Genomic DNA, 21,315 nt, shown 5'->3' with positions numbered 1-21,315 from the left:
TGCGATGAAACACGCGACCCTGCGCCAGATGAAGGTCTTCGAGGCGGTGGCGCGGCTGCTGAGCTTCTCGCGCGCGGCCGAGGAACTGCACCTCACGCAGCCCGCCGTCTCCACGCAGGTGCGCAAGCTCGAGGAGCATGCGGACAACGCGCTCTTCGAGCAGTTCGGCAAGAAGATCTACCTCACGCCCGCGGGCACCGAGCTGCTGCAGATCAGCCGCGCGATCATCCAGCAGTTCGAGGCGGCCGAGCACGCGATGATGCAGTTCAAGGGCGTCTCGGGCGGCAAGCTCAACGTGGGCGTGATCAGCGCGGGCGACTACTTCTTTCCGCGCCTGCTGGTCGAGTTCGCGAGCCGCCACCAGGGCGTAACGCTGAACTTCACGGTCCACAACCGCGCGGAGCTGCTGACCCACATCGCGGAGAACCTTACGGATCTCGCGATCATGGTGCGCCCACCCACCGACCTGGACACCGTCAACCAGCCCTTTGCGCCGCACCCTTACGTGATCGTCGCGGCGCCCGGTCATCCGCTGGCGCGAGAGAGAAACATCCCGCGGGCGCGGCTGATGCGCGAGCCCTTCGTGGTACGCGAGAAGGCGTCCGACACCTGGCACTCGATGGAGGACGGCTTCGGCGGCGACCTGAGCGGCATCAACGTCGCGATGGAGATACGCAGCACCGAGACCATCAAGCAGGCGGTGATCGCGGGCATGGGCGTGAGTTTCGTGTCTGCCCACACCGTGAGCCAGGAGCTGCGCGCCGGCAGCCTCTGCGTGCTCGACGTGCAGGGATTTCCGCTGATGCTCAACTGGTACGTGGTGCATCGCCGCAGCAAGCGGCTGCCGCCGGTGGCGCAGGCCTTCAAGGAGTTCCTGCTGAGCGACGGGCCCGCGCTGATCGCGCAGATCGTCCCGTTCGAAGGCCCCAAGGAAAAAGAGCGCGGCGAGTGACTCGCGCGCGCTCCTTGCGGGGGATTGCCTGGCTGCTGCGTGCGGTGGATCAGCGTTGCACGAACGACGAGCGGCGCTGCATCAGCGCGGCGCGAGCGGCCTTGTAGAAGATCACGATGGGCATCACCGCGAACAGCTCGCGCATGACGTTGCCGGCGGCCGAGGAAGAAGAGGGGGCACGCAGTGCGTTGGAATTCAGGGTCGTGTGGCTCATTTGATGGCTCCAAAAAAAGAATCTGAAACTGAATCGGAAAGACCGAAGGGATTACCCTGAATTTTAGGGTTTACCCTAGACGAGGGCAAACGCGATTTTTGCGTTTCTTGACCTGGGTCAATTTTTTCCCTGTCGGACAGGGTCCCGTCGTGCGGTGAAAGTTCCCCCTGCCAGAGCCGATCGGAAGAGCATCGGCCGCGCGCGACGCGCATCGCGAAGCCATCGAGGGACATCGCAAGAGCCGATGCGTCCATCGAAAAATGGCGCGCAACCATCACGCGCGAATCATCGAAATTCCTCCATCCATTTCTATTCCTTGATGCGATGCGCGAGAGGCCGTTCGACACGCATCGCAGCGGCCTCTCGTTCGCGTCGCGCGCGGTGCGATTTCCAGAGAGGAATCAGTGCATCGTGCTAGGGATACCTCGGGGGTTCGCCGAGGGCGCGATTCGTGTGAACTTGACTGAGGTCAAGAGTTTTTGAGTCGCTCGGTCCGACAGTCATTCACGCGCAGAAAACTGGTGATTCCAATGCCGTGTATCGATGTCAACGAAGCCTCGTCGCCCGTCGATGCGCACAGTTCGCTCGACTGATTGCTCTGCTCTGGCAGCCCGTCGGATTTCAACGAAAACACCAAGGACAACTCCATGACTCGGCCCACCTCCACGATCGCAGGTTCCAACGCCGCGATGTACCCCCCGTCCGAAACCTATGGCGCCAACGCGACCCGATCCGAGGCGTACCGATGGGGCCAATTGCTCATAGGCATCGTCTGCATGGCGATGATCGCCAACCTGCAGTACGGCTGGACGCTCTTCGTCAATCCGATCGCCGACAAGCACGGCTGGAGCCGCGCCGCGATCCAGGTCGCCTTCACCATCTTCGTTCTCACCGAAACCTGGCTGGTGCCCATCGAGGGCTACCTCGTCGACCGCTTCGGCCCACGCCCCGTGGTGCTGGTGGGCGGCGTGCTCTGCGGCGTGGGCTGGGTGCTCAACTCGTTCGCCGACTCGCTGGCGCTGCTGTACGTGGCGGCGGCCATCGGCGGCATCGGCGCGGGCGCGGTCTACGGCACCTGCGTGGGCAATGCGCTCAAGTGGTTCCCCGACCGGCGCGGCCTTGCAGCGGGCATGACCGCCGCGGGCTTCGGTGCGGGCTCTGCGCTCACGATCATCCCGATCTCCGCGATGATCAAGTCGAGCGGCTATGAGGCAGCCTTTCTCTATTTTGGAATCGGGCAGGGGCTCATTGTGTTCCTGCTCGCATGGCTCCTGACCCGCGCGCCCGACCACGCCAAGGCTTCCAACAACCGCGCCGTGCAGCAGTCGCGCCGCGACTACGCGCCCTCCGAGGTGCTGCGCTCCCCGGTGTTCTGGGTGATGTACGCGATGTTCGTGATGGTGGCGGCCGGCGGCCTGATGGCCACCGCGCAGCTCGCGCCCATCGCCAAGGACTTCAAGATCATCGACGTGCCGGTCAACATCATGGGCCTGGTGCTGCCCGCGCTGACCTTCGCACTGGCCATCGACCGCGTGCTCAACGGCCTCACGCGGCCCTTCTTCGGATGGGTGTCGGACAAGATCGGCCGCGAGCAGACCATGTTCATCGCCTTCGCGATCGAGTCGGTCGGCATCCTGATGCTCTACCACTACGGCCAGAACCCGCTGCTGTTCGTGATCCTCACGGGCATCGTGTTCTTCGCATGGGGCGAGATCTACAGCCTGTTCCCCTCGACCTGCGCCGACACCTTCGGCTCCAAGTACGCGGCCTCGAACGCCGGCATGCTCTATACCGCCAAGGGCACGGCCTCGCTGCTGGTGCCCCTGTCGAGCGTGCTGGCCGCCTCCACAGGCAGCTGGCAGGCCGTCTTCATCGCGGCCAGCGCGGTCAATGCGCTCGCGGCGCTGATGGCCTGGTTCGTGCTGCGCCCGATGCGCCGCAGGCACATCGAGGCCAGCCGTACCGAATAGCACCGAATAGAACACCTGCACACCACCGAAGGCGGCAGCGCCGGTACCATCCGGGCATCCGCCTTTCCCCCGCGGCCCCGCCATGAAGATGGCGGGGCCTTTTGCCGATGAACAGGAGCCTTTGCAGTGACGATCTACCGACTTGACGCGCATGAACCGGTCATCGACGCCAGCGCCCGAGTGGCCGAGAGCGCCAGCGTGATCGGCCAGGTCGTGCTGGCGGCCGGCTGCAGCATCGGCGCGCACTCGGTGCTGCGCGGCGACAACGAGCCCATCACCGTCGGCCGCGGCAGCCAGGTGGAGGCGGGCGTGATGCTGCATGCCGACCCCGGTTTCCCGCTCACCATCGGCGCCGACGTGATGGTCGGCCCGCACGTGATGCTGCACGGTTGCACCGTGGGCGACGGCGCCGTCGTCGGCGAGAACACCGTCGCGCTCAACGGCTCGGTGGTGGGCCGCGGATGCATCGTCGAGCCCGGTTCGCTGCTCACCGAAGGCAAGGTCTTTCCCGACCGTTCGCGCATCGCGGGCCGCCCCGCGAAGGTCACCGGCGAGGTGGGCGACGAAGAAGCCGAAGCGCAGCTGCGCAGGGCGCGCGAAGCCTCCGCCCGATAGGGTCTTTCAGGCAGTTCTCCCGGTCCTTGCGAAACCCTGCGCGCCCGCAGGGTTTGTGCGCATTGGCACCGTGCTTGTTTCGGCGGAAATTGACTTGTGTCAAGGCCCCCGACGCCCGATTCATCGACATTGATCCCCAAGCGGACGACCACGGGATTCGCGTCGAATTCGCGACGTCGAACCCGTGACGAACCACGATGAAAACAGCTCCGCCTGCAAGGCCTTGAAGGCTTCACGCAGCGGAGCAGATCGGACGGACCATGAGACAAGAACAGGTTCAGCAGGCGCAGCAGGGGCACGAGGCGAGCGAACTCGCCGCCGTGCAGCGCATCCTGCAGGCGCACGAGAACGAACCCGGCGCGCTGCTGCCGATACTGCACGACGTGCAGGACGCGCTCGGCTACATCCCCGCCCACGCGGTGCCGGTGATCGCCGAGGCGCAGAACCTCTCGCGCGCCGAGGTGCACGGCGTCGTCACCTACTACCACCACTTCCGCAGCGCGCCCGCGGGCCGCCATGTGATCCAGATCTGCCGCGCCGAGGCCTGCCAGTCGATGGGCGCCGATGCGCTGCTGGCCCATGCGGAACTTCGTCTGGGCTGCAGCGCGCACGGCACCACGAAGGACGGCGCGTTCACGCTGGAGCCGGCCTTCTGCCTCGGCCTGTGCGCCTCCTCGCCCGCGATGACGCTGGACGACCAGCCGCATGCGCGCATGACGCCCCGCACGTTCGACGCGCTGGTCGCGCAGGTCAACCCATGAGCACCATCACCGTATACGTCCCGCGCGACTCGGCCGCGCTCGCCGCCGGCGCAGACCGCGTGGCCCGCTGCATCGCGAAGGAGGCAGCGGCGCGCGGCCTGATGCTGGAGATCGTGCGCAACGGCTCGCGCGGCATGTTCTGGCTCGAGCCGCTGGTGGAGGTGAACACGCCCGCCGGCCGCATCGCCTACGGCCCGGTGACGCCCGACGACGTGGCGGGGCTGTTCGACGCGGGCTTCATCACCGGCGGCAGGCATCCGCTGGCGCTCGGCCCGACCGAGGAGATCCCTTACCTGAAGAAGCAGGAGCGCCTGACCTTCTCGCGCATGGGCATCACCGACCCGGTGTCGCTCACCGACTACCAGGCCTACGAGGGCTTCGCCGGCCTGCGCCGCGCGCTGGCGCTCGCGCCCGAGGACATCGTGCAGCAGGTGCTCGACTCCGGCCTGCGCGGACGCGGCGGCGCGGCCTTTCCCGCAGGCATCAAGTGGAAGACGGTGCTGGGCACGGCTGCCGCGCAGAAGTACATCGTCTGCAATGCCGACGAAGGCGACTCGGGCACGTACTCCGACCGCATGACGATGGAGGGCGACCCCTTCATGCTGATCGAGGGCATGACCATCGCGGGCCTCGCCACCGGCGCGACGCAGGGCTACATCTACGTGCGCTCCGAGTATCCGCATGCGATCGCCACGCTGAACGAGGCGATCCGCATCGCGGAGGCGGCGGGCTTCCTCGGCGACAACATCCTGCGTTCGGGCAAGCGCTTCTCGCTCGCGGTGCGCAAGGGCGCGGGCTCGTACGTGTGCGGCGAAGAGACGGCGCTGCTCGAAAGCCTGGAAGGCAAGCGCGGCATCGTGCGCGCCAAGCCGCCGCTGCCGGCCATCGAGGGGCTGTTCGGGCAGCCGACGCTCATCAACAACGTCATCACGCTGGCCAGCGTGCCGCTGATCCTGGCGCGCGGCGCGGCCTTCTATCGCGACTACGGCGTGGGCCGCTCGCGAGGCACGCTGCCGATGCAGCTGGCGGGCAACATCAAGTACGGCGGCCTGGTCGAGAAGGCCTTCGGCGTCACGTTGCGCGAGCTGCTGTACGACTACGGCGGCGGCTCGGCCTCGGGCCGGCCCATCAAGGCGGTGCAGGTCGGCGGTCCGCTGGGCGCCTACCTGCCCGAATCGAAGTGGGACCTGCCGCTGGACTACGAGGCCTACGCAGCCGTCGGCGGCACCGTGGGCCATGGCGGCATCGTGGTGCACGACGACACGGCCGACCTCTCGAAGCTCGCGCGCTACGCCATGGAGTTCTGTGCGCTCGAATCCTGCGGCAAGTGCACGCCCTGCCGCATCGGCTCGACGCGCGGCGTGGAGGTCATCGACAAGATCCGCGGCAACCAGAACCGCCCGCAGCAGGTGATGCTGCTGCGCGACCTGTGCGACACGATGGTCCACGGCTCGTTGTGCGCCATGGGCGGCATGACGCCGTTCCCGGTGCTCTCGGCGCTCGACCATTTCCCGCAGGACTTCGGCATCGAAGCTCCCGACAGAAAGGCCGCCTGACATGACGCATCCGGATACGGACAGCCGAACGCAGAAGGAATACAAAAACTACGCAGAGATCGCAGAAGAGACAAACACCATTTTTGGTTTTCCCTTTGCGACTTCTGCGAAATCTTCGCGACTTCTGCGTTCGGATGTCCGCTCCCGCATTTGCCTCAGGCCTCAGTGAAAGCCCCCAACATGTTGAACCATCTCAAGGACATCGACTACGGCACCCCCAAGCGCGAATCGGAGCGCGAGGTGACGCTGGAGATCGACGGCAACGAAGTCACGGTGCCCGCGGGCACCTCGCTGATGCGCGCGGCGGTGGATGCGGGCATCCAGGTGCCAAAGCTCTGCGCCACCGACAGCCTGGAGCCCTTCGGCTCGTGCCGGTTGTGCCTGGTCGAGATCGAGGGCCGCCGGGGATTCCCGGCCTCGTGCACCACGCCCGCCGAAGCCGGCATGAAGGTGCGCACGCAGACGCCGAGGCTGCAGGAGCTGCGCAAGGGCGTGATGGAGCTCTACATCTCCGACCATCCGCTGGACTGCCTCACCTGCTCGGCGAACGGCAACTGCGAGCTGCAGGATATGGCGGGCGTGACCGGCCTGCGCAACGTGCGCTACGGCTTCGACGGCGCCAACCACCTCAAGAGCGAGAAGGACGAGTCGAACCCGTACTTCAGCTACGACCCCTCGAAGTGCATCGTGTGCAACCGCTGCGTGCGCGCCTGCGAGGAAACGCAGGGCACCTTCGCGCTGACCATCAGCGGCCGCGGCTTCGAGTCGCGCGTGTCGCCGGGCCAGGACGAGGCCTTCATGGATTCGGAGTGCGTGAGCTGCGGCGCCTGCGTCGAGGCCTGCCCCACTGCGACGCTGCAGGAGAAGTCGGTGATCTGGCTAGGCCAGCCCGAGCACAGCGTGATCACCACCTGCGCCTACTGCGGCGTAGGTTGCTCGTTCAAGGCCGAGATGAAGGGCAACGAGGTCGTGCGCATGGTGCCGTGGAAGGACGGCAAGGCCAACGAAGGCCACTCCTGCGTGAAGGGCCGCTTCGCCTGGGGCTATGCCACGCACCAGGACCGCATGCTCAAGCCGATGATCCGCAAGAACATCAGCGACCCGTGGCAGGAGGTGAGCTGGGAGACCGCGCTCGGCTATGCGGCCAGCGAGTTCAAGCGCCTGCAGGCCAAGTACGGCCGCGACTCCATCGGCGGCATCACATCCTCGCGCTGCACCAACGAGGAGACCTACCTCGTGCAGAAGCTGGTGCGCGCCGCCTTCGGCAACAACAACGTCGACACCTGCGCGCGCGTGTGCCATTCGCCCACGGGCTACGGCCTGAAGCAGACGCTGGGCGAGTCGGCGGGCACGCAGACTTTTGCCTCGGTCGACAAGGCCGACGTGATCATGGTGATCGGCGCCAACCCGACCGACGGGCATCCGGTGTTCGCCTCGCGCATGAAGAAGCGGCTGCGCCAGGGCGCGAAGCTGATCGTGGTCGACCCGCGCCGCATCGACATCGTGAAGTCGCCGCACATCCAGGCTGCGCACCACCTGCAGCTGCGCCCCGGCACCAACGTGGCGGTGGTCACCGCGCTGGCGCACGTCATCGTGACCGAAGGGCTGATGGCCGACGAGTTCGTGGCCGAGCGCTGCGACACGGCCTCGTTCAAGGAATGGAAGTCGTACGTCGAGCGCCCCGAGCAGTCGCCCGAGGCCACCGAGGCGGTCACCGGCGTGCCTGCCGCCGAGATGCGCGCGGCCGCACGGCTCTTCGCCACCGGCGGCAACGCCGCCATCTACTACGGCCTGGGCGTGACCGAGCACAGCCAGGGCTCGACGACCGTGATGGGCATCGCCAACCTCGCGATGGTCACCGGCAACGTGGGCAGGGAAGGCGTGGGCGTGAACCCGCTGCGCGGCCAGAACAACGTGCAGGGCTCCTGCGACATGGGCTCCTTCCCGCACGAGCTGCCGGGCTACCGCCATGTGTCGGACAGCACCACGCGCTCCGCGTTCGAGGCCGCCTGGGGCGTGCCGATCGACCCCGAGCCGGGCCTGCGCATTCCCAACATGTTCGACGCCGCCATCGGCGGCAGCTTCAAGGGCCTCTACTGCGAGGGCGAGGACATCGTGCAGTCCGACCCGAACACCCAGCACGTGGCCGCCGCGATGATGGCCATGGAATGCGTGGTGGTGCAGGACATCTTCCTCAACGAGACCGCCAAGTACGCGCACGTGTTCCTGCCGGGCTCCTCCTTCCTGGAGAAGGACGGCACCTTCACCAACGCCGAGCGCCGGATCTCGCGCGTGCGCAAGGTGATGCCGCCGAAGGCGGGCTATGCCGACTGGGAAGTGACGGTGAAGCTCGCGCAGGCCCTGGGTTATCCGATGGACTACCAGAGCCCGGAAGAGATCATGGACGAGATCGCCGCGCTCACGCCCACCTTCCACGGCGTGAGCTACAAGCGCCTCGACGAGCTCGGCAGCATCCAGTGGCCCTGCAACGAGAACGCGCCCGACGGCACGCCCACCATGCACATCGACCGCTTCGTGCGCGGCAAGGGCAAGTTCATCGTCACGCAGTACGTGGCGACCGACGAGAAGGTCACGCGCAGGTTCCCGCTGCTGCTGACCACCGGGCGCATCCTCTCGCAGTACAACGTGGGCGCGCAGACGCGGCGCACCGAGAACAACCAGTGGCACAGCGAGGACCGGCTGGAGATCCATCCGCACGACGCCGAGGAACGCGGCGTGAAGGAAGGCGACTGGGTCGGCATCCAGAGCCGCGCGGGCGAGACGGTGCTGCGCGCCACGGTGTCGGAGCGCGTGCAGCCGGGCGTGGTCTACACCACCTTCCACTTCCCCGAGTCGGGCGCCAACGTGATCACCACCGACAACTCCGACTGGGCCACTAACTGCCCTGAATACAAGGTCACGGCGGTGCAGGTGGCGCCGGTGATGCAGCCTTCGGCATGGCAGCAGGAGTACAGCCGCTTCAACCGGACGCAGCACGACCTGCTCGCCGCCGCCTCGCACCAGAGCAACGAGACGGTGCCGGCCAAGTGAGGATGCATCGCGCATGACCATGCAGGCCGCAGACACGGTCCGCTTCTGCGAAGGCGCGCAGCTGCTGCCCGTGCACGGCGTGCGCGGCGGCCGGCCCTTCGACGTGCAGGACTGGGTGGCCGAGGAAGTGCCGGTCGCGCTCGAATACAACGGCATCTCGCACGCGGTGATGCTCGCGACGCCGCTCGACCTGGAAGACTTCGCGCTCGGCTTCTCGCTGAGCGAGGGCATCCTCGAAGCGGCGCATGAGCTCTATTCGGTGGAGGCCGAGCAGTCGGCGCTGGGCTTCACGGTGCGCATGCAGGTGTCGGGTGCGGCCTTCGCGCGCCTCAGGCAGCGCCGCCGCTCGATGGCCGGGCGCACCGGCTGCGGCCTGTGCGGCACCGAAAGCCTCACGCAGGTGTCGCGCGAGATTCCCATGCTGCGCGACGATGCCGCCGTGCGCTTCAAGCGCGAGGCCATCGGCCGGGCGATGTCGCAGCTGCCTTCGCAGCAGACCTTGCAGGAAGCCACCGGCGCGGTGCACGCGGCGGCGTGGTGTTCGCCCGACGGCGAGGTGATGTGGTTGCGCGAGGACGTGGGCCGCCACAACGCGCTCGACAAGCTGGTGGGTGCGCTCGCGGCCAACGACGTCGATGCGTCCGGCGGTTTCATCGCCGTCACCAGCCGCGCGAGCTTCGAGATGGTGCAGAAGGCCGCGATGGCCGGCGCGCCGCTGCTGGCCGCCGTGTCGGCACCGACCTCGTTCGCGGTGACCACGGCGCAGCGCGCGGGGCTCACGCTGGTGGGCTTCGTGCGGCAGGAAGATCTGGGCGTGTACAGCCACCCTCAGCGGCTGCGCTGAGCCGTTTCCTTTTTCAACGCTACAACTTTCCGGAAACCAAATGGAGCACGATCAATCGGCGCAACTCGTGAAGATGGCCAACCAGATCGGCAGCTTCTTCCAGGCGCAGTCGCCCAGCGACGCGGGCGCGGCCACGCAGGCCATTGCCGCGCACCTGAAGTCGTTCTGGGCACCGAGCATGCGCATCCAGCTGCTGCGCGATTTCGATGCGGGCAAGACGCCGCAGCTGATGCCTATCGTGGCATCGGCACTTCGCAGCCATCGGGCGACGCTGCTGCCTGCGCCATGAGCAGGGACTCGTAGTAGAGGCACAGCGGCATCGCGATGAACACCATGCCCGCGACGTAGATCACGAGGCTGGTGACGGGAAAGTGCATGCCGCCCCAGTAGGGAACGGACGCCACGAGCGCGAGGCCCGCGATCAGCGCGATCGTGCCGCGCAATGCGCCTCGCGTGAGGGCGATGCGCGAGAGCCCCGGCGGGGCGGATGTCCGAGAGCCATCTGGAAAGTTCCGAAGGCTCTCGCCCTTGTCTCCAACTCTTTTCATCGTGGTCGCTCCTCGGTGAAGGCGAGGCACGGTTCTTATCACGCGCGCAAGACGCGGGTCAAGGCCGAAGTCGGGAGCGGGCCGGGGGAAGGGATCGGACAGCCGAACGCAGAAGAAATACAAAAGCTACGCAGAGGCCGCAGAAGAGACAGAAAACCATTTTCTGGTTTTCCTTTTGCGACTTTCGCGCAACCTTCGCGACCTCTGCGTTCGGCTGTCCGCTCCCGTTCCCGCTTCAGTCGTACTTCACCGTGTAGATGAGGTCGAGGCCGCTCGTCTGTCCGGCCTGGCCGCGCAGGGTGAGGCGCGTCGTCAGGTCGTAGAAGATGAAGAGGGTGCCGAAGGTGCCGCCGATGCTGCGCTCGTAGGTGATGTAGAAGTCCTTCGACAGGCGCTTGCCAAGCGTCACTGCCGATTCGCGCAGGTCGCCGCCGTCGCCCGGGCCCTTGAAGCCGAGTTCGTCGAGGCCGAAGCGGCTCGCGAGGCTGCCGCCGGTGGAGGCGCCGCCGATCTTGCCGAGCAGCGACAGCGCGGCCTGCTGCAGCAGCGCCGATTCGCCGCCGCTGGTGGCCGAGGCGCGGCCCAGCACGACCCATGAGAGCGTCTCGGCATCGGACAGCGCCGGCTCCGAATACAGCTTCACGCGCGGCGACTGCGCGGTGCCGGTGATCTGCACGCCCGCGCGCTGCGAGAGGTTGGGGCGGATCGCGAGGATGTCGAGCGCCGGGTTGTCGAAGGGGCCGTTGAAGCGCGCGATGCCGGTCTCCACGTCGAGCTGCTGGCCGTAGGCGCGGTACTGGCCCTTCACCGTCTTCACCTCGCCGGTGATGCGCGGCGGCGCATCGAGCCGGGTGCTGCGGATCTCGAGGTTGCCTTCGAGGCGCGTGGTGATGCCGCGGCCCTGCACCGCGAAGTCGTCGCCCAGGTCGAACTCGACGGTGATGTCCGGCGGCTTGGCGGTCTGCGGCTTCGCGGCCTGTGCGTCGGCGCGGGCGGCCTCGCGCTTCGCCGCCTCGGCGGCCTCGCGGTCCTTGGCGGCGGAGCGCACGACGACGTCGCTGCCCAGGCTGGGCGCGGTCTCGTCGGGCAGGATGATGACGGCGCGGTCGGTCCTGAGCTTGCCGCGCACGGTGAACTGGCCGTTGTCCAGCCGCGCCTGCAGGTCGCCCGAGAGCGTGACCTGCCGGTCGGTGCGCACCAGCACGCGCAGTGCGCGCAGCTGGCCCTGCAGCGCCATGCGGATGCCGGAGGCCGAGCCACTGGCCGGGCCCCAGGCGAGCTCGCCGCTGGCTGAAAGGGTGCCGCCGTCGGTGCGGGCCTCGCTGGCGGCGGTGCTGCGGTTGCCGCTCTGGCCGCCGATGCGCGCCGAACTGCCGGCGCCGCCCTTGAGCGTGAATTCGGTGATCTCGATGCGCTCGCCGGTGAGCGTGGCGCGCAGCCGGCCGTCGCGCAGGTCCAGCCCTTCGACCGGCGCGCGCAGCGCGAGCTTGTCGGCGCCCAGCGTGCCGTTCCAGCGCGGCGCGGCGCGGTTGCCCGAGAGCGTGGCGTTGGCGTCCAGCGTGCCGGCGATGCGCCAGCCCGGCGGCGCAAGCATCGACCACACGCCCAGGTTCGGCAGCATGGCCTTGATGGTGCCGCCCAGCGGCGCGTCGGGCGCCCACTGCCAGCCGCCGGCGCGCTGCTGCACGCGGGTGTCGAGCTGCGCGTCGATCTTGCCGGCGCGTTCGCTGTCCCACGCGAGAACGGCGCGCACGGCGTCGCCGTCGGCATCCAGGCGCAGCTCGGCCTGGCGCAGGCCGGCCGGCGTGCTGGGCGCGTCGCCGCTGGCCGAGGCGGAATTCATCGTGCGCTCGCTCGCGGTGCCGGTGCCGGTGCTGGTGATGCGCGTGACCAGCGCGGCCTCGCCGGCCTGCACGCGGATGTCGCCGCTCTGGCGCGCGAGGCGGGCCTTGGCGTGCAGCGTGTCGCCCGCGTCGATGTCCCAGTCGCCGTTGAACATCAGGTCGCCGCTGATGCCGTATTCGCCGAGCGCGGTATTGGCGCCGAGCGCGCTGGCCCAGGCCATGGGCAGGCCCTGCAGCTGGCCCTTGGACTGCACGCGGAACACTCGGTTGGGCGCCGCGCCGCTCTGGCTGAAGCGCAGCGGCTGCCAGTCGATGCGCACCGTGCCCGGTACGGGGCCTCGCAGCGTGGCCGAGGCGGCGGAGGCTTCCACGTCGAGGCGCGGCGCATTGCCGCTCGCGGTCCGGATGGTGGCGGTGACTTCGCGGCCCAGCTCCAGCACCCATGGCGCGCCGGGGCGGGCGCTGTCTTGCGCCTGCAGCTTCAGGCTGGCCAGCGCCGCGCGCCACTGGCCGGCACCGGCGATGCCGCCGCTGGCGCGGGTGTCGATGTCGAACTTCTGCGTGCCGGTGGCGGCCTCGCCCTTCAATGCGAGCGTGGCCTGCGCGAGGCTGCCGGCCAGATCGGCCTGCAGGTTGCGCAGCTGGATGTCGGTGTTCGTTGCGCCGGGCTGCTCGGAGGGCAGTGTGAGGTCGAGGCGCGGCACAGAGAGTGCGGCCTTCAGGCTCGGTTCGGCGACGCCGCGCGGGGCGGGGGCGTTGGGGTTTTCCAGCCGGCGCTGGATGGTGCGCCAGCCACCCTGCCAGCTGGCATCGAGCTTCGCCGAGCCCTTGGCGCCCGCGTTCGCGAACATCTTCGACATCCCCGGCAGGCCCTGCACCCAGCGCTGCACGGTGTCGGCGTCGTCGATGGCGGCCTTGATCTCGCCGCTGCCCGAATCGGGCGCGATGCGGCCTTCGACCTGCGCGCTGCCGCCGGGCAGGGCGAGGGCCAGCTTGCCGCTGGCGGCCTGCTCGGCCACGCGCACCTGCAGGCGGCCATCGACGCTGGCGCGCTGCGCATCGATGCGCAGCGTGCGCAAGTCGAGCACCTGGTCCTTCCACTGGCCCTGTGCCAGCGCGCGGTCGAGCGCGAAGCCGGGCAGGGCCTTGCTGCCCGCGCCGCCGCCTTCGGCGCGCAGGCTGGCGTCGAAGGCGATGGTGCTGTCCTTCTGCTCGGCCTTGATCTGTCCGCTGACCGGCGCGCCCGCAAGCTCGCTGTGGAGCGCCGCGGGCCGCACGCCCCGCACGGTGGCCTGCGCCTGCCAGGGCGAGGGCGCCGGGCTCCACTTGCCGGCCGCATCGATGCGCCCGCCGCCCGCGCGCACGGTGGCTTCGGAAATTGTCCAGCTGGTGCCGTCGAAGCCGACCCTGGCCAGCAGCTGTTCGAGCGGCAGCTTCTCCTTGTCCCACGGGCCGGGCAGGGCGTTGCGGATGTCGGCCGAGGCCTTCCACGCGGCGGGGCCGGTGTCGGCATCGGGCTGCAGTTCGACGGTGCCGGTGAGCCGCGTTTCGGGCGCACCGGGCCACAGGCTCGATGCGTCGACGTTGCGCAGGTCGGCCTTCGCGTCGATCACCGGCTGGGGCAGCCAGGGCGCGATCTGCGCGTGCAGGCTGGCTTCCATGGGGGCGTCGGCGTTCTCCTTTGCCGGCTTAAGCTCGGCCGCCACCTGCAGCCGCGCGCCGGTGCCGGCGAGCGTGCCCTTGACGGTGGCGGCGGCCAGCACGTCGATGTCGTGGTCCTCGGCCAGCGGCGCCTTCACGCGGCCGTCGAGCGCGGCGTCGATGGCCATCGGCGCGGGGCCCTGCAGCTTCACGCGGGCGCTGTAGTGGCCGCTGGCGATGTCCACGCCCTTGACCTCCAGCGCGTGTTCCGCGGCCTTGTAGCTGTAGCTGCCCGACAGATTGAGTGCCTGCAGCACGGGCGGGCCGGCCCAGCGCAGCTCGTCGATGCGGAAGGGCAGATCGACCTCCACAGGCAGCGCGAGCTGCTCGAGCGGCTCGGTGGGCCTGTCACTGGGCGCACCGCGCTTCTCGATCAGCACCTGCTTCGCATGCACCTCGCCGAGCTGCACCTTGCGCTGTAACAGCGGCGCGAACTGCCAGCCGATGGTGGCGTCGTTCACCTCCACGGCGATGCTGTCGCTCTGGTACCTGAGCCAGCCGATGTGGCCGCCGGTGCGCAGCGAGCCGCTCACGTCGCGGCTCTCCAGCGTCTGGCCGGCCGGCAGCCGCTGCGCCGCCTGCGCGAGCGCGAAGGCGAGCGAGGTATTCGAGCCCAGCCACCACCATGCGCCTGCGGCCAGCAGCATCACGGCCAGCAACAGGCCGGCGACAGTCCAGGCCAGGGCGCGCACCGCGCGCCGCGCGCGCGAACGGCGGGGAGGCAAGGGCGGCGTAGGCTTCTGGTCGTCGGTCTGCATCTGCGTGGCCTGCGTCAGAAGGTGAAGCCGAGGCGGAAGTGCAGGCGGAACTTCTTCGAGTCCACGCCGTAGGCCAGGTCGGCCTGCACCGGCCCGACCGGGCTGCGCCAGCGCGCGCCCACGCCCACGCCCACCTTGGGCTTGAGCTCGCCGGGCTTGTCGGCCACTGCGCCGGCATCGACGAACACCACGCTCTCCCATTCGGTGAGCTTGTTGTTGTAGACGAAGGGGCGCTGCCACTCCACGCTGGCCACGCCGAGGTAGCGGCCGGCGACGGTGGTGCCGTCGGGGCGCACGGTGCCGATCTGCTTGTAGCTGTAGCCGCGCACGGTGGTGTCGCCGCCGGTCAGGAACATCAGCGTGGAGGGGATCTGCGCGCTGTCTTTCGCCGATACCGCGCCGGCCTCCACGCGCAGCTGCAGGCGGCTGCGGCGCGCGCGCAGCTCCTTGTCCTCGGCCGAGCCCAGCGGCAGCACGCCGAGCCAGCGCGCGTAGGTGCGCGTGAAGGGCACCTGCTCGCCGGTGAGCGTGTAGCCGGCAGCCACCTCCAGCGCGAGGCCGTAGCCGCGCGAGGGGGCGGAGTTGTCGTCGAAGTAGCGCCCGGTCCAGCCCCAGTTGGCCGTCACGGCCGAGGCCGAGGGCGGCGCGTTGGTGCCGCGGTTCTGCGCGTAGTCGTACTGCAGGAAATAGCTGCGGTCGATGTGGTCGCCCGACTTGCTGCGCCCGCCGCGCAGCCGGCCGCTGTCGACCACGTAGCTGCCCGACTGCTCGCTCTTGAGCTCCGCGCCCGCGAACCAGCGCCAGCCGCGGTCGTCGGGAATGGCCTTCAGCTCGGTGGACAGCGACTTGATGTCGTTGTCCACCGACAGCCGCGAGACGGCGCGCCAGCCCAGCAGCGGCACCTGGTTGTGGATGTGGTCGATCGACAGGCGCGGGCCGTTGTCGGTGGTGAAGCCCACGCCCAGCACCACCTTCTGCAGCGGCGCCTCGCGCAGCTGCGCGATGACGGGCGCGGCCAGCGGGTTGCCGCCGTCGGTGTCGAGCGTGAGGAACACCGAGTCGTAGTAGCCGCTGCTGGCCAGGCGCTGCTGGGCGTCGAGCAGCTTCTGCTGGTCGTAGTCCTGGCCGCTGGGCAGGCGCGCGATGCGGCGCGCGCCGTCGGGGTCGTAGCGCTGGATGCCGCGCAGCACCAGCGGCCCGAACTTGTAGGCCGGGCCCGACTGGTAGGTGACGCTCAGGCGGGCCTCGCTGCGGTCGGCATCCACCTCGGCGCGGCTGATCGCGATGCTGCCCGTGGGAAAGCGCTTCGCCGTGAGGCTGCGCAGCGCGGTGGTCTTCGCGTCGTCCCAGGCCTGCTGGGTGAAGGGCTGGCCGGCGCGCAGGGCCCAGGCGGTGCGGATGGTGTCGCGCTGCGACTCGGCGGCCGGGTCGTCGGCGATGGGGCCGGCATAGCTGATCTGCACGTTGCTCACCTTGGTGAGCTCGCCGGGCGAGACGTTGATGACGATCTCGCGCGGAGCCTTTTCGCCCTGCGGCGTCTCGTTGAGTTCGAGCGTCAGCGTGGGCGTGAAGTAGCCGAGCGTGCCGAGCAGCTCGCGGGCATTGGCTTCGGCGGCCACCATGAGGCGGGAGATCTCGGTCGCGCCGAGGTCGTCGAGCTCGCGGTAGCGCTGTATTTCGAGATGCAGCTTGAGGTAGTCGCGCACGGCTTCGGGGCCGCGCACGTCGACGGTGAAGGCGTCGCGCTTGTCACCGGCCTTCCTGCCGCCGCCTTCCTTCTCTTCCTTGTCGGCACCGGTGGTGCCGGCACCCGCCGCGCCGCTGCGCACGAGGCCGGCCACGGATTTGTTTTCTTCGGCGGATTCCTTTTTCGGCAGCAGGCTGCAGCCTTGCAAGAGCAGGACGCCGCACAAAAACAAAGCCGGCCACCACGCCGGCGAAGAAACAGGAACCGCCCTGACCATGGGCGGATTCTGACAGCAAGCCCGGCCGGTTCCTGAAGGCCCCGCCGGATCGGCGGCATCGTCCTACTTGGACAGCATGCGCATCGCCTCCTCGAGCCCGCGCAGGGTGAGGGGGTACATGCGGTTGGACATCAGCTGCTGCATCACCGCGATGCTCTGGCGGTACTGCCACACGCCCTGCGGCTCTGGGTTGATCCACGCGAACTTCGGGAAGGCGTGCGTGAGGCGCTGGATCCACTCGGCGCCGGCTTCCTCGTTGTTGTATTCGACGCTGCCGCCGGGCTGCAGGATCTCGTAGGGGCTCATGGTCGCGTCGCCGACGAAGATGAGCTTGTAGTCCTTGTTGTACTTGCGCAGGATGTCCCAGGTGGCGAACTTCTCGGAGAAGCGGCGCTTGTTGTTCTTCCACATGAAGTCGTACACGCAGTTGTGGAAGTAGAAGAACTCCAGGTGCTTGAACTCGGTCTTCACGGCCGAGAACAGCTCCTCCACGCGCTGGATGTGCTCGTCCATCGTGCCGCCCACGTCCATCAGCAGCAGCACCTTGACGTTGTTGTGGCGCTCCGGCCGCATCTTGATGTCGAGGAAACCGGCGTTGGCGGCGGTGGAGTGGATGGTGTCGTCGAGGTCCAGTTCCTCGTCATGGCCCTCGCGCGCGAACTTGCGCAGCCGGCGCAGCGCGACCTTGATGTTGCGCGTGCCCAGTTCCTGCGTGTCGTCGTAGTCCTTGTAGGCGCGCTGGTCCCACACCTTCACGGCGCTGCGGTTCTTGCCCGCCCCGCCGATGCGGATGCCTTGCGGGTTGTAGCCGCCGTTGCCGAAGGGCGCGGTGCCGCCGGTGCCGATCCACTTGCTGCCGCCCTCGTGGCGCTCCTTCTGCTCCTCGAAGCGCTTCTTGAGCGTTTCCATGAGCTCGTCCCAGCCCATCTTCTCGATCTTGGCCTTCTCTTCCGCCGTGAACTCGCGCTCCAGCGTCTTGCGCAGCCAGTCGAGCGGCACTTCCTTGGTGAAGTCGGTCAGCATCTCCACGCCCTTGAAGTAGGCGGCGAAGGCGCGGTCGAACTTGTCGTAGTGCTTCTCGTCCTTCACCAGCGCGGTGCGCGAGAGGTAGTAGAAGTCGTCGATGCCGTAGGCGCCGTCGGAGTTCGGGCCCACCACGTCGGCCTGCAGGGCCTCCAGCAGCGTGAGGTATTCCTTGACCGACACCGGCAGCTTGGCCGAGCGCAGGGTGTAGAAGAAGTCGATGAGCATGGGGTGCTCCTTGTGTTTCTTTCAGCCGCGCGGCTTGTCGAGCAGGTACAACAGCTGCGCCTTCACCTCGGGCCACTCGCCCGCGCGCAGGCTGTACATGACGGTGTCGCGGATGGTGCCGTCGCGGCGCATCGCGTGGCCGCGGATCACGCCGTCCTTCTTCGCGCCCAGGCGCTCGATGGCGCGCTGCGAGGCGAAGTTGAAGTTGTCGGTGCGCCAGCCCACCACGTTGCAGCCCAGTGCGTCGAAGGCATGCGCGAGCAGCAGCAGCTTGCAGGTGGTGTTGACGTGCGTGCGCTGGCAGCGCGCGGCGTACCACGTGTAGCCGATCTCCACGCGCTTCACCGCGCTCAGGATGTCGTGGTAGCTGGTGGAGCCGAGCACGGTGCCGGTGGCCTCGTCGGTCACCGCAAAGGCGAAGCGGTCGGCGGTCTTGAGCGCGGTCTCGATGTAGGCGCGGGTGTTCTCCGGCTCGGGCACGGAGGTCACGCGCAGCTTCCACAGCTCGCCGTCGGCGGCAGCGGCGCGAAGGCCTTCTTCGTGCGCGAGCGAGAGCGGCACCAGCGCGAGGCCGCGCGCCTTCAGCGTGACAGGTTCGACGAACGCCATCTTCAGCACCTTCTCTTCGTGATTCTTCAGCCGCGCGGATCGCCGTACTTGTGCACGTACCAGACGCGCGCGGCCTGTGCACCGGCACCTCCGCCCAGGCCGATCAGCGCGATGCCGATGAGCTCTCGCTTGTTGTATTCGCCGCTGCCGAAGGCGTCGAGGCCCAGCAGCAGCCCGAGCCCCCGACCGAGCATCGCGCCCACCATGAACAGCACCGCCTGGGCGATGCCCAGCTTCATGAGCTGCCTGGTTGAGTGTTTCTGGCCGCTCATGGGTTCAGCGGTTGTTGCGCTGCATGAAGACGAGCTTCTCGAAGAGCGTCACGTCCTGTTCGTTCTTGAGCAGCGCGCCCACCAGCGGCGGCACCGCGACCTTGTCGTCCTTGCTCTGCAGCGCTTCGAGAGGGATGTCCTCGGCCACCAGCAGCTTGAGCCAGTCGAGCAGCTCGGAGGTGGAGGGCTTCTTCTTCAGGCCGGGCAGGTTGCGCACGTCGTAGAAAGTCTTCATCGCGGCCGCGAGCAGCTCCTGCTTGAGGCCGGGGAAGTGCACGGCGACGATGTGCTTCATCGTCTCGGCGTCGGGGAACTTGATGTAGTGGAAGAAGCAGCGGCGCAGGAAGGCGTCGGGCAGTTCCTTCTCGTTGTTGGAGGTGATGAACACCACCGGCCGGTGCTTGGCGCGGATGAGTTCGCGCGTCTCGTAGCAGTAGAACTCCATGCGGTCGATCTCGCGCAGCAGGTCGTTCGGGAATTCGATGTCGGCCTTGTCGATCTCGTCGATCAGGAGCGCCACCGGCTGGTCGGCCGTGAAGGCCTGCCAGAGCACGCCCTTGACGATGTAGTTGTTGATGTCGCTCACGCGCTCGCCGCCGTCGAGGTCCTTGAGCTGCGAGTCGCGCAGGCGGCTCACGGCGTCGTATTCATACAGGCCCTGCTGCGCCTTGGTGGTCGACTTGATGTGCCACTGCAGAAGCGGCAGTCCGAGCGATTGGGCCACTTCCTCGGCCAGCATGGTCTTGCCCGTGCCGGGCTCGCCCTTGACGAGCAGCGGGCGCTTGAGCGTGATGGCCGCGTTGACGGCGAGCATCAGGTCCTGAGTGGCGACGTAGTTGTCTGAGCCCTGGAATTTCATGAGTGCGATGGGTGGAGCGAAGGCTGGGGTGGAGAAAAGAACACACCCGATGTGCGTCGTGCAGCCTCAGGGTTGGCCTGCACAGGGTTCCAGGGGACCCCTGCATATAATCGAATGTTGATCCGAAAAACTGTACTCTCCACGAGATTGTGCGCGCAAAATGAACAAGTTGTTGACCACGATGTTTGCCCTTGCTGTCGCTTCCGTGACGGTCTCGGCTGAAGCCCAACAAGTCACTGGCAAGGCCCAGGACGGAGCAAAGAAGGTACAGATGTGCGTGGGCTGCCACGGCATCATCGGCTACCAGGCCAGCTTCCCGGAGATTCACAAGGTGCCGATGATCGCTGGCCAGAGCGCCACGTACATCACGGCAGCGCTCACCGCGTACAAGGGCGGCGACCGCAAGCATCCCACCATGCGCGCCATCGCGGACACGCTCACCGACCAGGACATCGCCGACGTCGCCGCCTACTACAGCCAGCTCGGCCTGAAGGACGGCAGCGCACCTCCCGCCACGCTGGCCAAGCCCACGCCGGCCAACGTGGAGGCCCTCATCACCCGCAACGCCGACAACAGCTGCACCAAGTGCCACGGCGCCAACTTCAACACGCCCAACGACGGCACCGTGCCCAAGCTGGCCGGCCAGCATGCCGACTACCTCTTCGTCGCGCTCAAGTCGTACCGCGTGAAGAACAACTCGCACCTGGGCCGTTCGAACGCTGTGATGGGCCAGCAGGTCGAGGAGAAGAAGTTCACCAACGCCGAACTCAAGACGCTGGCCAGCTACATCAGCTCGCTGCCGGGCGAGCTGAAGACGGTGCCCGAGTCGCGCATCCACCACGGCGCCGAATAAGCAGGCCGAGCGCTTCCAGAAAAAAAGCCCGCGTCAGCGGGCTTTTTTGTGTCCGGGATTTCCCTGAGAGATCAGGTGGATCAGACGTCGAAGAACGCCGTCTCGTCCGCACCCTGCATGCGGATGTCGAAGCGGTAGGTGACGGCGCCGCCTTGCTCCACGCGCTCGGCGATCAGCGTGTGGCGGCGGTCGGCCGGCACGCTCTGCAGCACCGCGTCCTTCGCGTTGGCCTCGGCCTCGTCGCTGAAGTAGATGCGCGTGAAGGCATGCAGCAGCAGGCCGCGCATCAGCACGATCGCGTTGATGTGCGGTGCCTCGCCGGGCGACTCGGCGCCGGGCTTGACGGTGTGGAACACGAAGCGGTTGCCCTCGTGCGTGCCGGTGCCGACGCGGCCGAAGGCGCGAAAGCCCATGGCGCGCGCCTCTTCGGGCGTCTGCGGATAGCGGCCTTCGCCGTCGGGCTGGCTGATCTCGACCATCGCGTCGTTGATCGGGTTGCCGTCGCCGTCGAGCACGCGGCCTTCGAGGCGGATGCGCTGGCCCTTGGCGCTGTCGAGCGCGAGCACGGCGTCGAAGGGCTGGTCGAAGTCGTAGCCGTATTGCGTGGCGGTGAGGCCGTAGGCGAAGTAGGGGCCCACGGTCTGCGAGGGGGTCTGGCCGAAGTCGGCTTCCAGTGCGGTCATCAGCATGGTG

The 21,315-nt window shown here is 68.0% G+C and carries 18 protein-coding genes; 9 read left to right on the top strand and 9 right to left on the bottom strand.

Translation table 11 applies throughout. The annotated features are described in order from the left end of the window. The first annotated feature begins 4 nt into the window (after nucleotides 1-4). Nucleotides 5-952, top strand: a complete 948-nt coding sequence (locus tag EJP67_RS20680; RefSeq protein ID WP_126023590.1) for a LysR family transcriptional regulator — start codon at nucleotides 5-7, stop codon at nucleotides 950-952. Nucleotides 953-1,001: 49 nt separating this feature from the next. Here the strand turns inward: EJP67_RS20680 and EJP67_RS33670 are convergent, their stop codons facing one another. Further along, nucleotides 1,002-1,166: a hypothetical protein gene (locus EJP67_RS33670; RefSeq protein WP_165909669.1), complete on the bottom strand. Its 165-nt coding sequence runs from the start codon at nucleotides 1,164-1,166 to the stop codon at nucleotides 1,002-1,004. A gap of 689 nt (nucleotides 1,167-1,855) precedes the next feature. Between EJP67_RS33670 and oxlT the strand changes: the two genes are divergently transcribed. The 7 genes from oxlT to EJP67_RS20645 all read left to right on the top strand — a co-directional run bounded on the left by oxlT (nucleotide 1,856) and on the right by EJP67_RS20645 (nucleotide 10,252). Further along, nucleotides 1,856-3,136, top strand: a complete 1,281-nt coding sequence (gene oxlT, locus EJP67_RS20675) for an oxalate/formate MFS antiporter (RefSeq protein ID WP_420824278.1) — start codon at nucleotides 1,856-1,858, stop codon at nucleotides 3,134-3,136. Between the two features lie 126 nt (nucleotides 3,137-3,262). Beyond that, entirely contained in the window at nucleotides 3,263-3,751 is a 489-nt protein-coding gene (locus tag EJP67_RS20670; RefSeq protein ID WP_126023588.1) for a gamma carbonic anhydrase family protein, read from the top strand. 260 nt (nucleotides 3,752-4,011) lie between these two features. After that, nucleotides 4,012-4,512, top strand: a complete 501-nt coding sequence (locus EJP67_RS20665) for a formate dehydrogenase subunit gamma (RefSeq protein WP_126023587.1) — start codon at nucleotides 4,012-4,014, stop codon at nucleotides 4,510-4,512. Then, complete coding sequence (locus EJP67_RS20660; protein ID WP_126023586.1) at nucleotides 4,509-6,068, top strand: formate dehydrogenase beta subunit; 1,560 nt, start codon at nucleotides 4,509-4,511, stop codon at nucleotides 6,066-6,068. Before EJP67_RS20665 ends, EJP67_RS20660 begins: the two co-directional genes overlap by 4 nt. Before the next feature lie 180 nt (nucleotides 6,069-6,248). Beyond that, on the top strand, nucleotides 6,249-9,119 hold the full coding sequence (fdhF, locus tag EJP67_RS20655) for a formate dehydrogenase subunit alpha (RefSeq protein ID WP_126023585.1): 2,871 nt from the start codon (nucleotides 6,249-6,251) through the stop codon (nucleotides 9,117-9,119). Between the two features lie 19 nt (nucleotides 9,120-9,138). Beyond that, complete coding sequence (fdhD, locus tag EJP67_RS20650) at nucleotides 9,139-9,963, top strand: formate dehydrogenase accessory sulfurtransferase FdhD (RefSeq protein ID WP_165909673.1); 825 nt, start codon at nucleotides 9,139-9,141, stop codon at nucleotides 9,961-9,963. A gap of 40 nt (nucleotides 9,964-10,003) precedes the next feature. Beyond that, nucleotides 10,004-10,252: a formate dehydrogenase subunit delta gene (locus tag EJP67_RS20645; protein WP_126023583.1), complete on the top strand. Its 249-nt coding sequence runs from the start codon at nucleotides 10,004-10,006 to the stop codon at nucleotides 10,250-10,252. Here EJP67_RS20645 and EJP67_RS20640 read toward each other — a convergent pair. From EJP67_RS20640 to EJP67_RS20610, 7 genes are all read right to left on the bottom strand, one after another. Next, nucleotides 10,197-10,511 carry a hypothetical protein gene (locus tag EJP67_RS20640; RefSeq protein ID WP_126023582.1) on the bottom strand — a complete coding sequence of 105 codons (315 nt, stop codon included), beginning with the start codon at nucleotides 10,509-10,511 and terminating at the stop codon, nucleotides 10,197-10,199. The two genes, EJP67_RS20645 and EJP67_RS20640, sit on opposite strands and share 56 nt — an antisense overlap. Before the next feature lie 235 nt (nucleotides 10,512-10,746). Then, complete coding sequence (locus EJP67_RS20635; protein ID WP_126023581.1) at nucleotides 10,747-14,814, bottom strand: translocation/assembly module TamB domain-containing protein; 4,068 nt, start codon at nucleotides 14,812-14,814, stop codon at nucleotides 10,747-10,749. A gap of 14 nt (nucleotides 14,815-14,828) precedes the next feature. Continuing rightward, entirely contained in the window at nucleotides 14,829-16,778 is a 1,950-nt protein-coding gene (locus tag EJP67_RS20630; RefSeq protein ID WP_126023580.1) for an autotransporter assembly complex protein TamA, read from the bottom strand. 63 nt (nucleotides 16,779-16,841) lie between these two features. Continuing rightward, complete coding sequence (locus EJP67_RS20625; protein ID WP_126023579.1) at nucleotides 16,842-18,029, bottom strand: vWA domain-containing protein; 1,188 nt, start codon at nucleotides 18,027-18,029, stop codon at nucleotides 16,842-16,844. 21 nt (nucleotides 18,030-18,050) lie between these two features. After that, nucleotides 18,051-18,638, bottom strand: a complete 588-nt coding sequence (locus EJP67_RS20620; protein ID WP_126023578.1) for a GNAT family N-acetyltransferase — start codon at nucleotides 18,636-18,638, stop codon at nucleotides 18,051-18,053. Between the two features lie 26 nt (nucleotides 18,639-18,664). Next, on the bottom strand, nucleotides 18,665-18,910 hold the full coding sequence (locus tag EJP67_RS20615) for a hypothetical protein (RefSeq protein WP_126023577.1): 246 nt from the start codon (nucleotides 18,908-18,910) through the stop codon (nucleotides 18,665-18,667). A gap of 4 nt (nucleotides 18,911-18,914) precedes the next feature. Continuing rightward, nucleotides 18,915-19,769: an AAA family ATPase gene (locus EJP67_RS20610; protein ID WP_126023576.1), complete on the bottom strand. Its 855-nt coding sequence runs from the start codon at nucleotides 19,767-19,769 to the stop codon at nucleotides 18,915-18,917. 160 nt (nucleotides 19,770-19,929) lie between these two features. Between EJP67_RS20610 and EJP67_RS20605 the strand changes: the two genes are divergently transcribed. Further along, entirely contained in the window at nucleotides 19,930-20,622 is a 693-nt protein-coding gene (locus EJP67_RS20605; protein ID WP_126023575.1) for a c-type cytochrome, read from the top strand. 80 nt (nucleotides 20,623-20,702) lie between these two features. On the opposite strand, the gene pcaG is transcribed toward EJP67_RS20605, so the two are convergent. Further along, on the bottom strand, nucleotides 20,703-21,305 hold the full coding sequence (gene pcaG, locus EJP67_RS20600; protein WP_206169539.1) for a protocatechuate 3,4-dioxygenase subunit alpha: 603 nt from the start codon (nucleotides 21,303-21,305) through the stop codon (nucleotides 20,703-20,705). Between the last annotated feature and the right edge of the window lie 10 nt (nucleotides 21,306-21,315).

The sequence above is a fragment of the Variovorax guangxiensis genome, assembly GCF_003952165.1.
GTDB lineage: Bacteria > Pseudomonadota > Gammaproteobacteria > Burkholderiales > Burkholderiaceae_C > Variovorax > Variovorax guangxiensis.
Note: the sequence above shows the minus strand (reverse complement) of the source record. Positions and strands in the feature narration are given on the sequence as shown.

Bases quoted from the DNA above. Each gene is read 5' to 3' on its own strand.
- EJP67_RS20680 (WP_126023590.1), top strand. From the start codon at position 5: ATGAAACACGCGACCCTGCGCCAGATGAAGGTCTTCGAGGCGGTGGCG.
- EJP67_RS33670 (WP_165909669.1), bottom strand. From the start codon at position 1,166: ATGAGCCACACGACCCTGAATTCCAACGCACTGCGTGCCCCCTCTTCT.
- oxlT (WP_420824278.1), top strand. From the start codon at position 1,856: ATGTACCCCCCGTCCGAAACCTATGGCGCCAACGCGACCCGATCCGAG.
- EJP67_RS20665 (WP_126023587.1), top strand. From the start codon at position 4,012: ATGAGACAAGAACAGGTTCAGCAGGCGCAGCAGGGGCACGAGGCGAGC.
- EJP67_RS20660 (WP_126023586.1), top strand. From the start codon at position 4,509: ATGAGCACCATCACCGTATACGTCCCGCGCGACTCGGCCGCGCTCGCC.
- fdhF (WP_126023585.1), top strand. From the start codon at position 6,249: ATGTTGAACCATCTCAAGGACATCGACTACGGCACCCCCAAGCGCGAA.
- fdhD (WP_165909673.1), top strand. From the start codon at position 9,139: ATGCAGGCCGCAGACACGGTCCGCTTCTGCGAAGGCGCGCAGCTGCTG.
- EJP67_RS20645 (WP_126023583.1), top strand. From the start codon at position 10,004: ATGGAGCACGATCAATCGGCGCAACTCGTGAAGATGGCCAACCAGATC.
- EJP67_RS20640 (WP_126023582.1), bottom strand. From the start codon at position 10,511: ATGAAAAGAGTTGGAGACAAGGGCGAGAGCCTTCGGAACTTTCCAGAT.
- EJP67_RS20635 (WP_126023581.1), bottom strand. From the start codon at position 14,814: ATGCAGACCGACGACCAGAAGCCTACGCCGCCCTTGCCTCCCCGCCGT.
- EJP67_RS20630 (WP_126023580.1), bottom strand. From the start codon at position 16,778: ATGGTCAGGGCGGTTCCTGTTTCTTCGCCGGCGTGGTGGCCGGCTTTG.
- EJP67_RS20625 (WP_126023579.1), bottom strand. From the start codon at position 18,029: ATGCTCATCGACTTCTTCTACACCCTGCGCTCGGCCAAGCTGCCGGTG.
- EJP67_RS20620 (WP_126023578.1), bottom strand. From the start codon at position 18,638: ATGGCGTTCGTCGAACCTGTCACGCTGAAGGCGCGCGGCCTCGCGCTG.
- EJP67_RS20615 (WP_126023577.1), bottom strand. From the start codon at position 18,910: ATGAGCGGCCAGAAACACTCAACCAGGCAGCTCATGAAGCTGGGCATC.
- EJP67_RS20610 (WP_126023576.1), bottom strand. From the start codon at position 19,769: ATGAAATTCCAGGGCTCAGACAACTACGTCGCCACTCAGGACCTGATG.
- EJP67_RS20605 (WP_126023575.1), top strand. From the start codon at position 19,930: ATGAACAAGTTGTTGACCACGATGTTTGCCCTTGCTGTCGCTTCCGTG.
- pcaG (WP_206169539.1), bottom strand. From the start codon at position 21,305: ATGACCGCACTGGAAGCCGACTTCGGCCAGACCCCCTCGCAGACCGTG.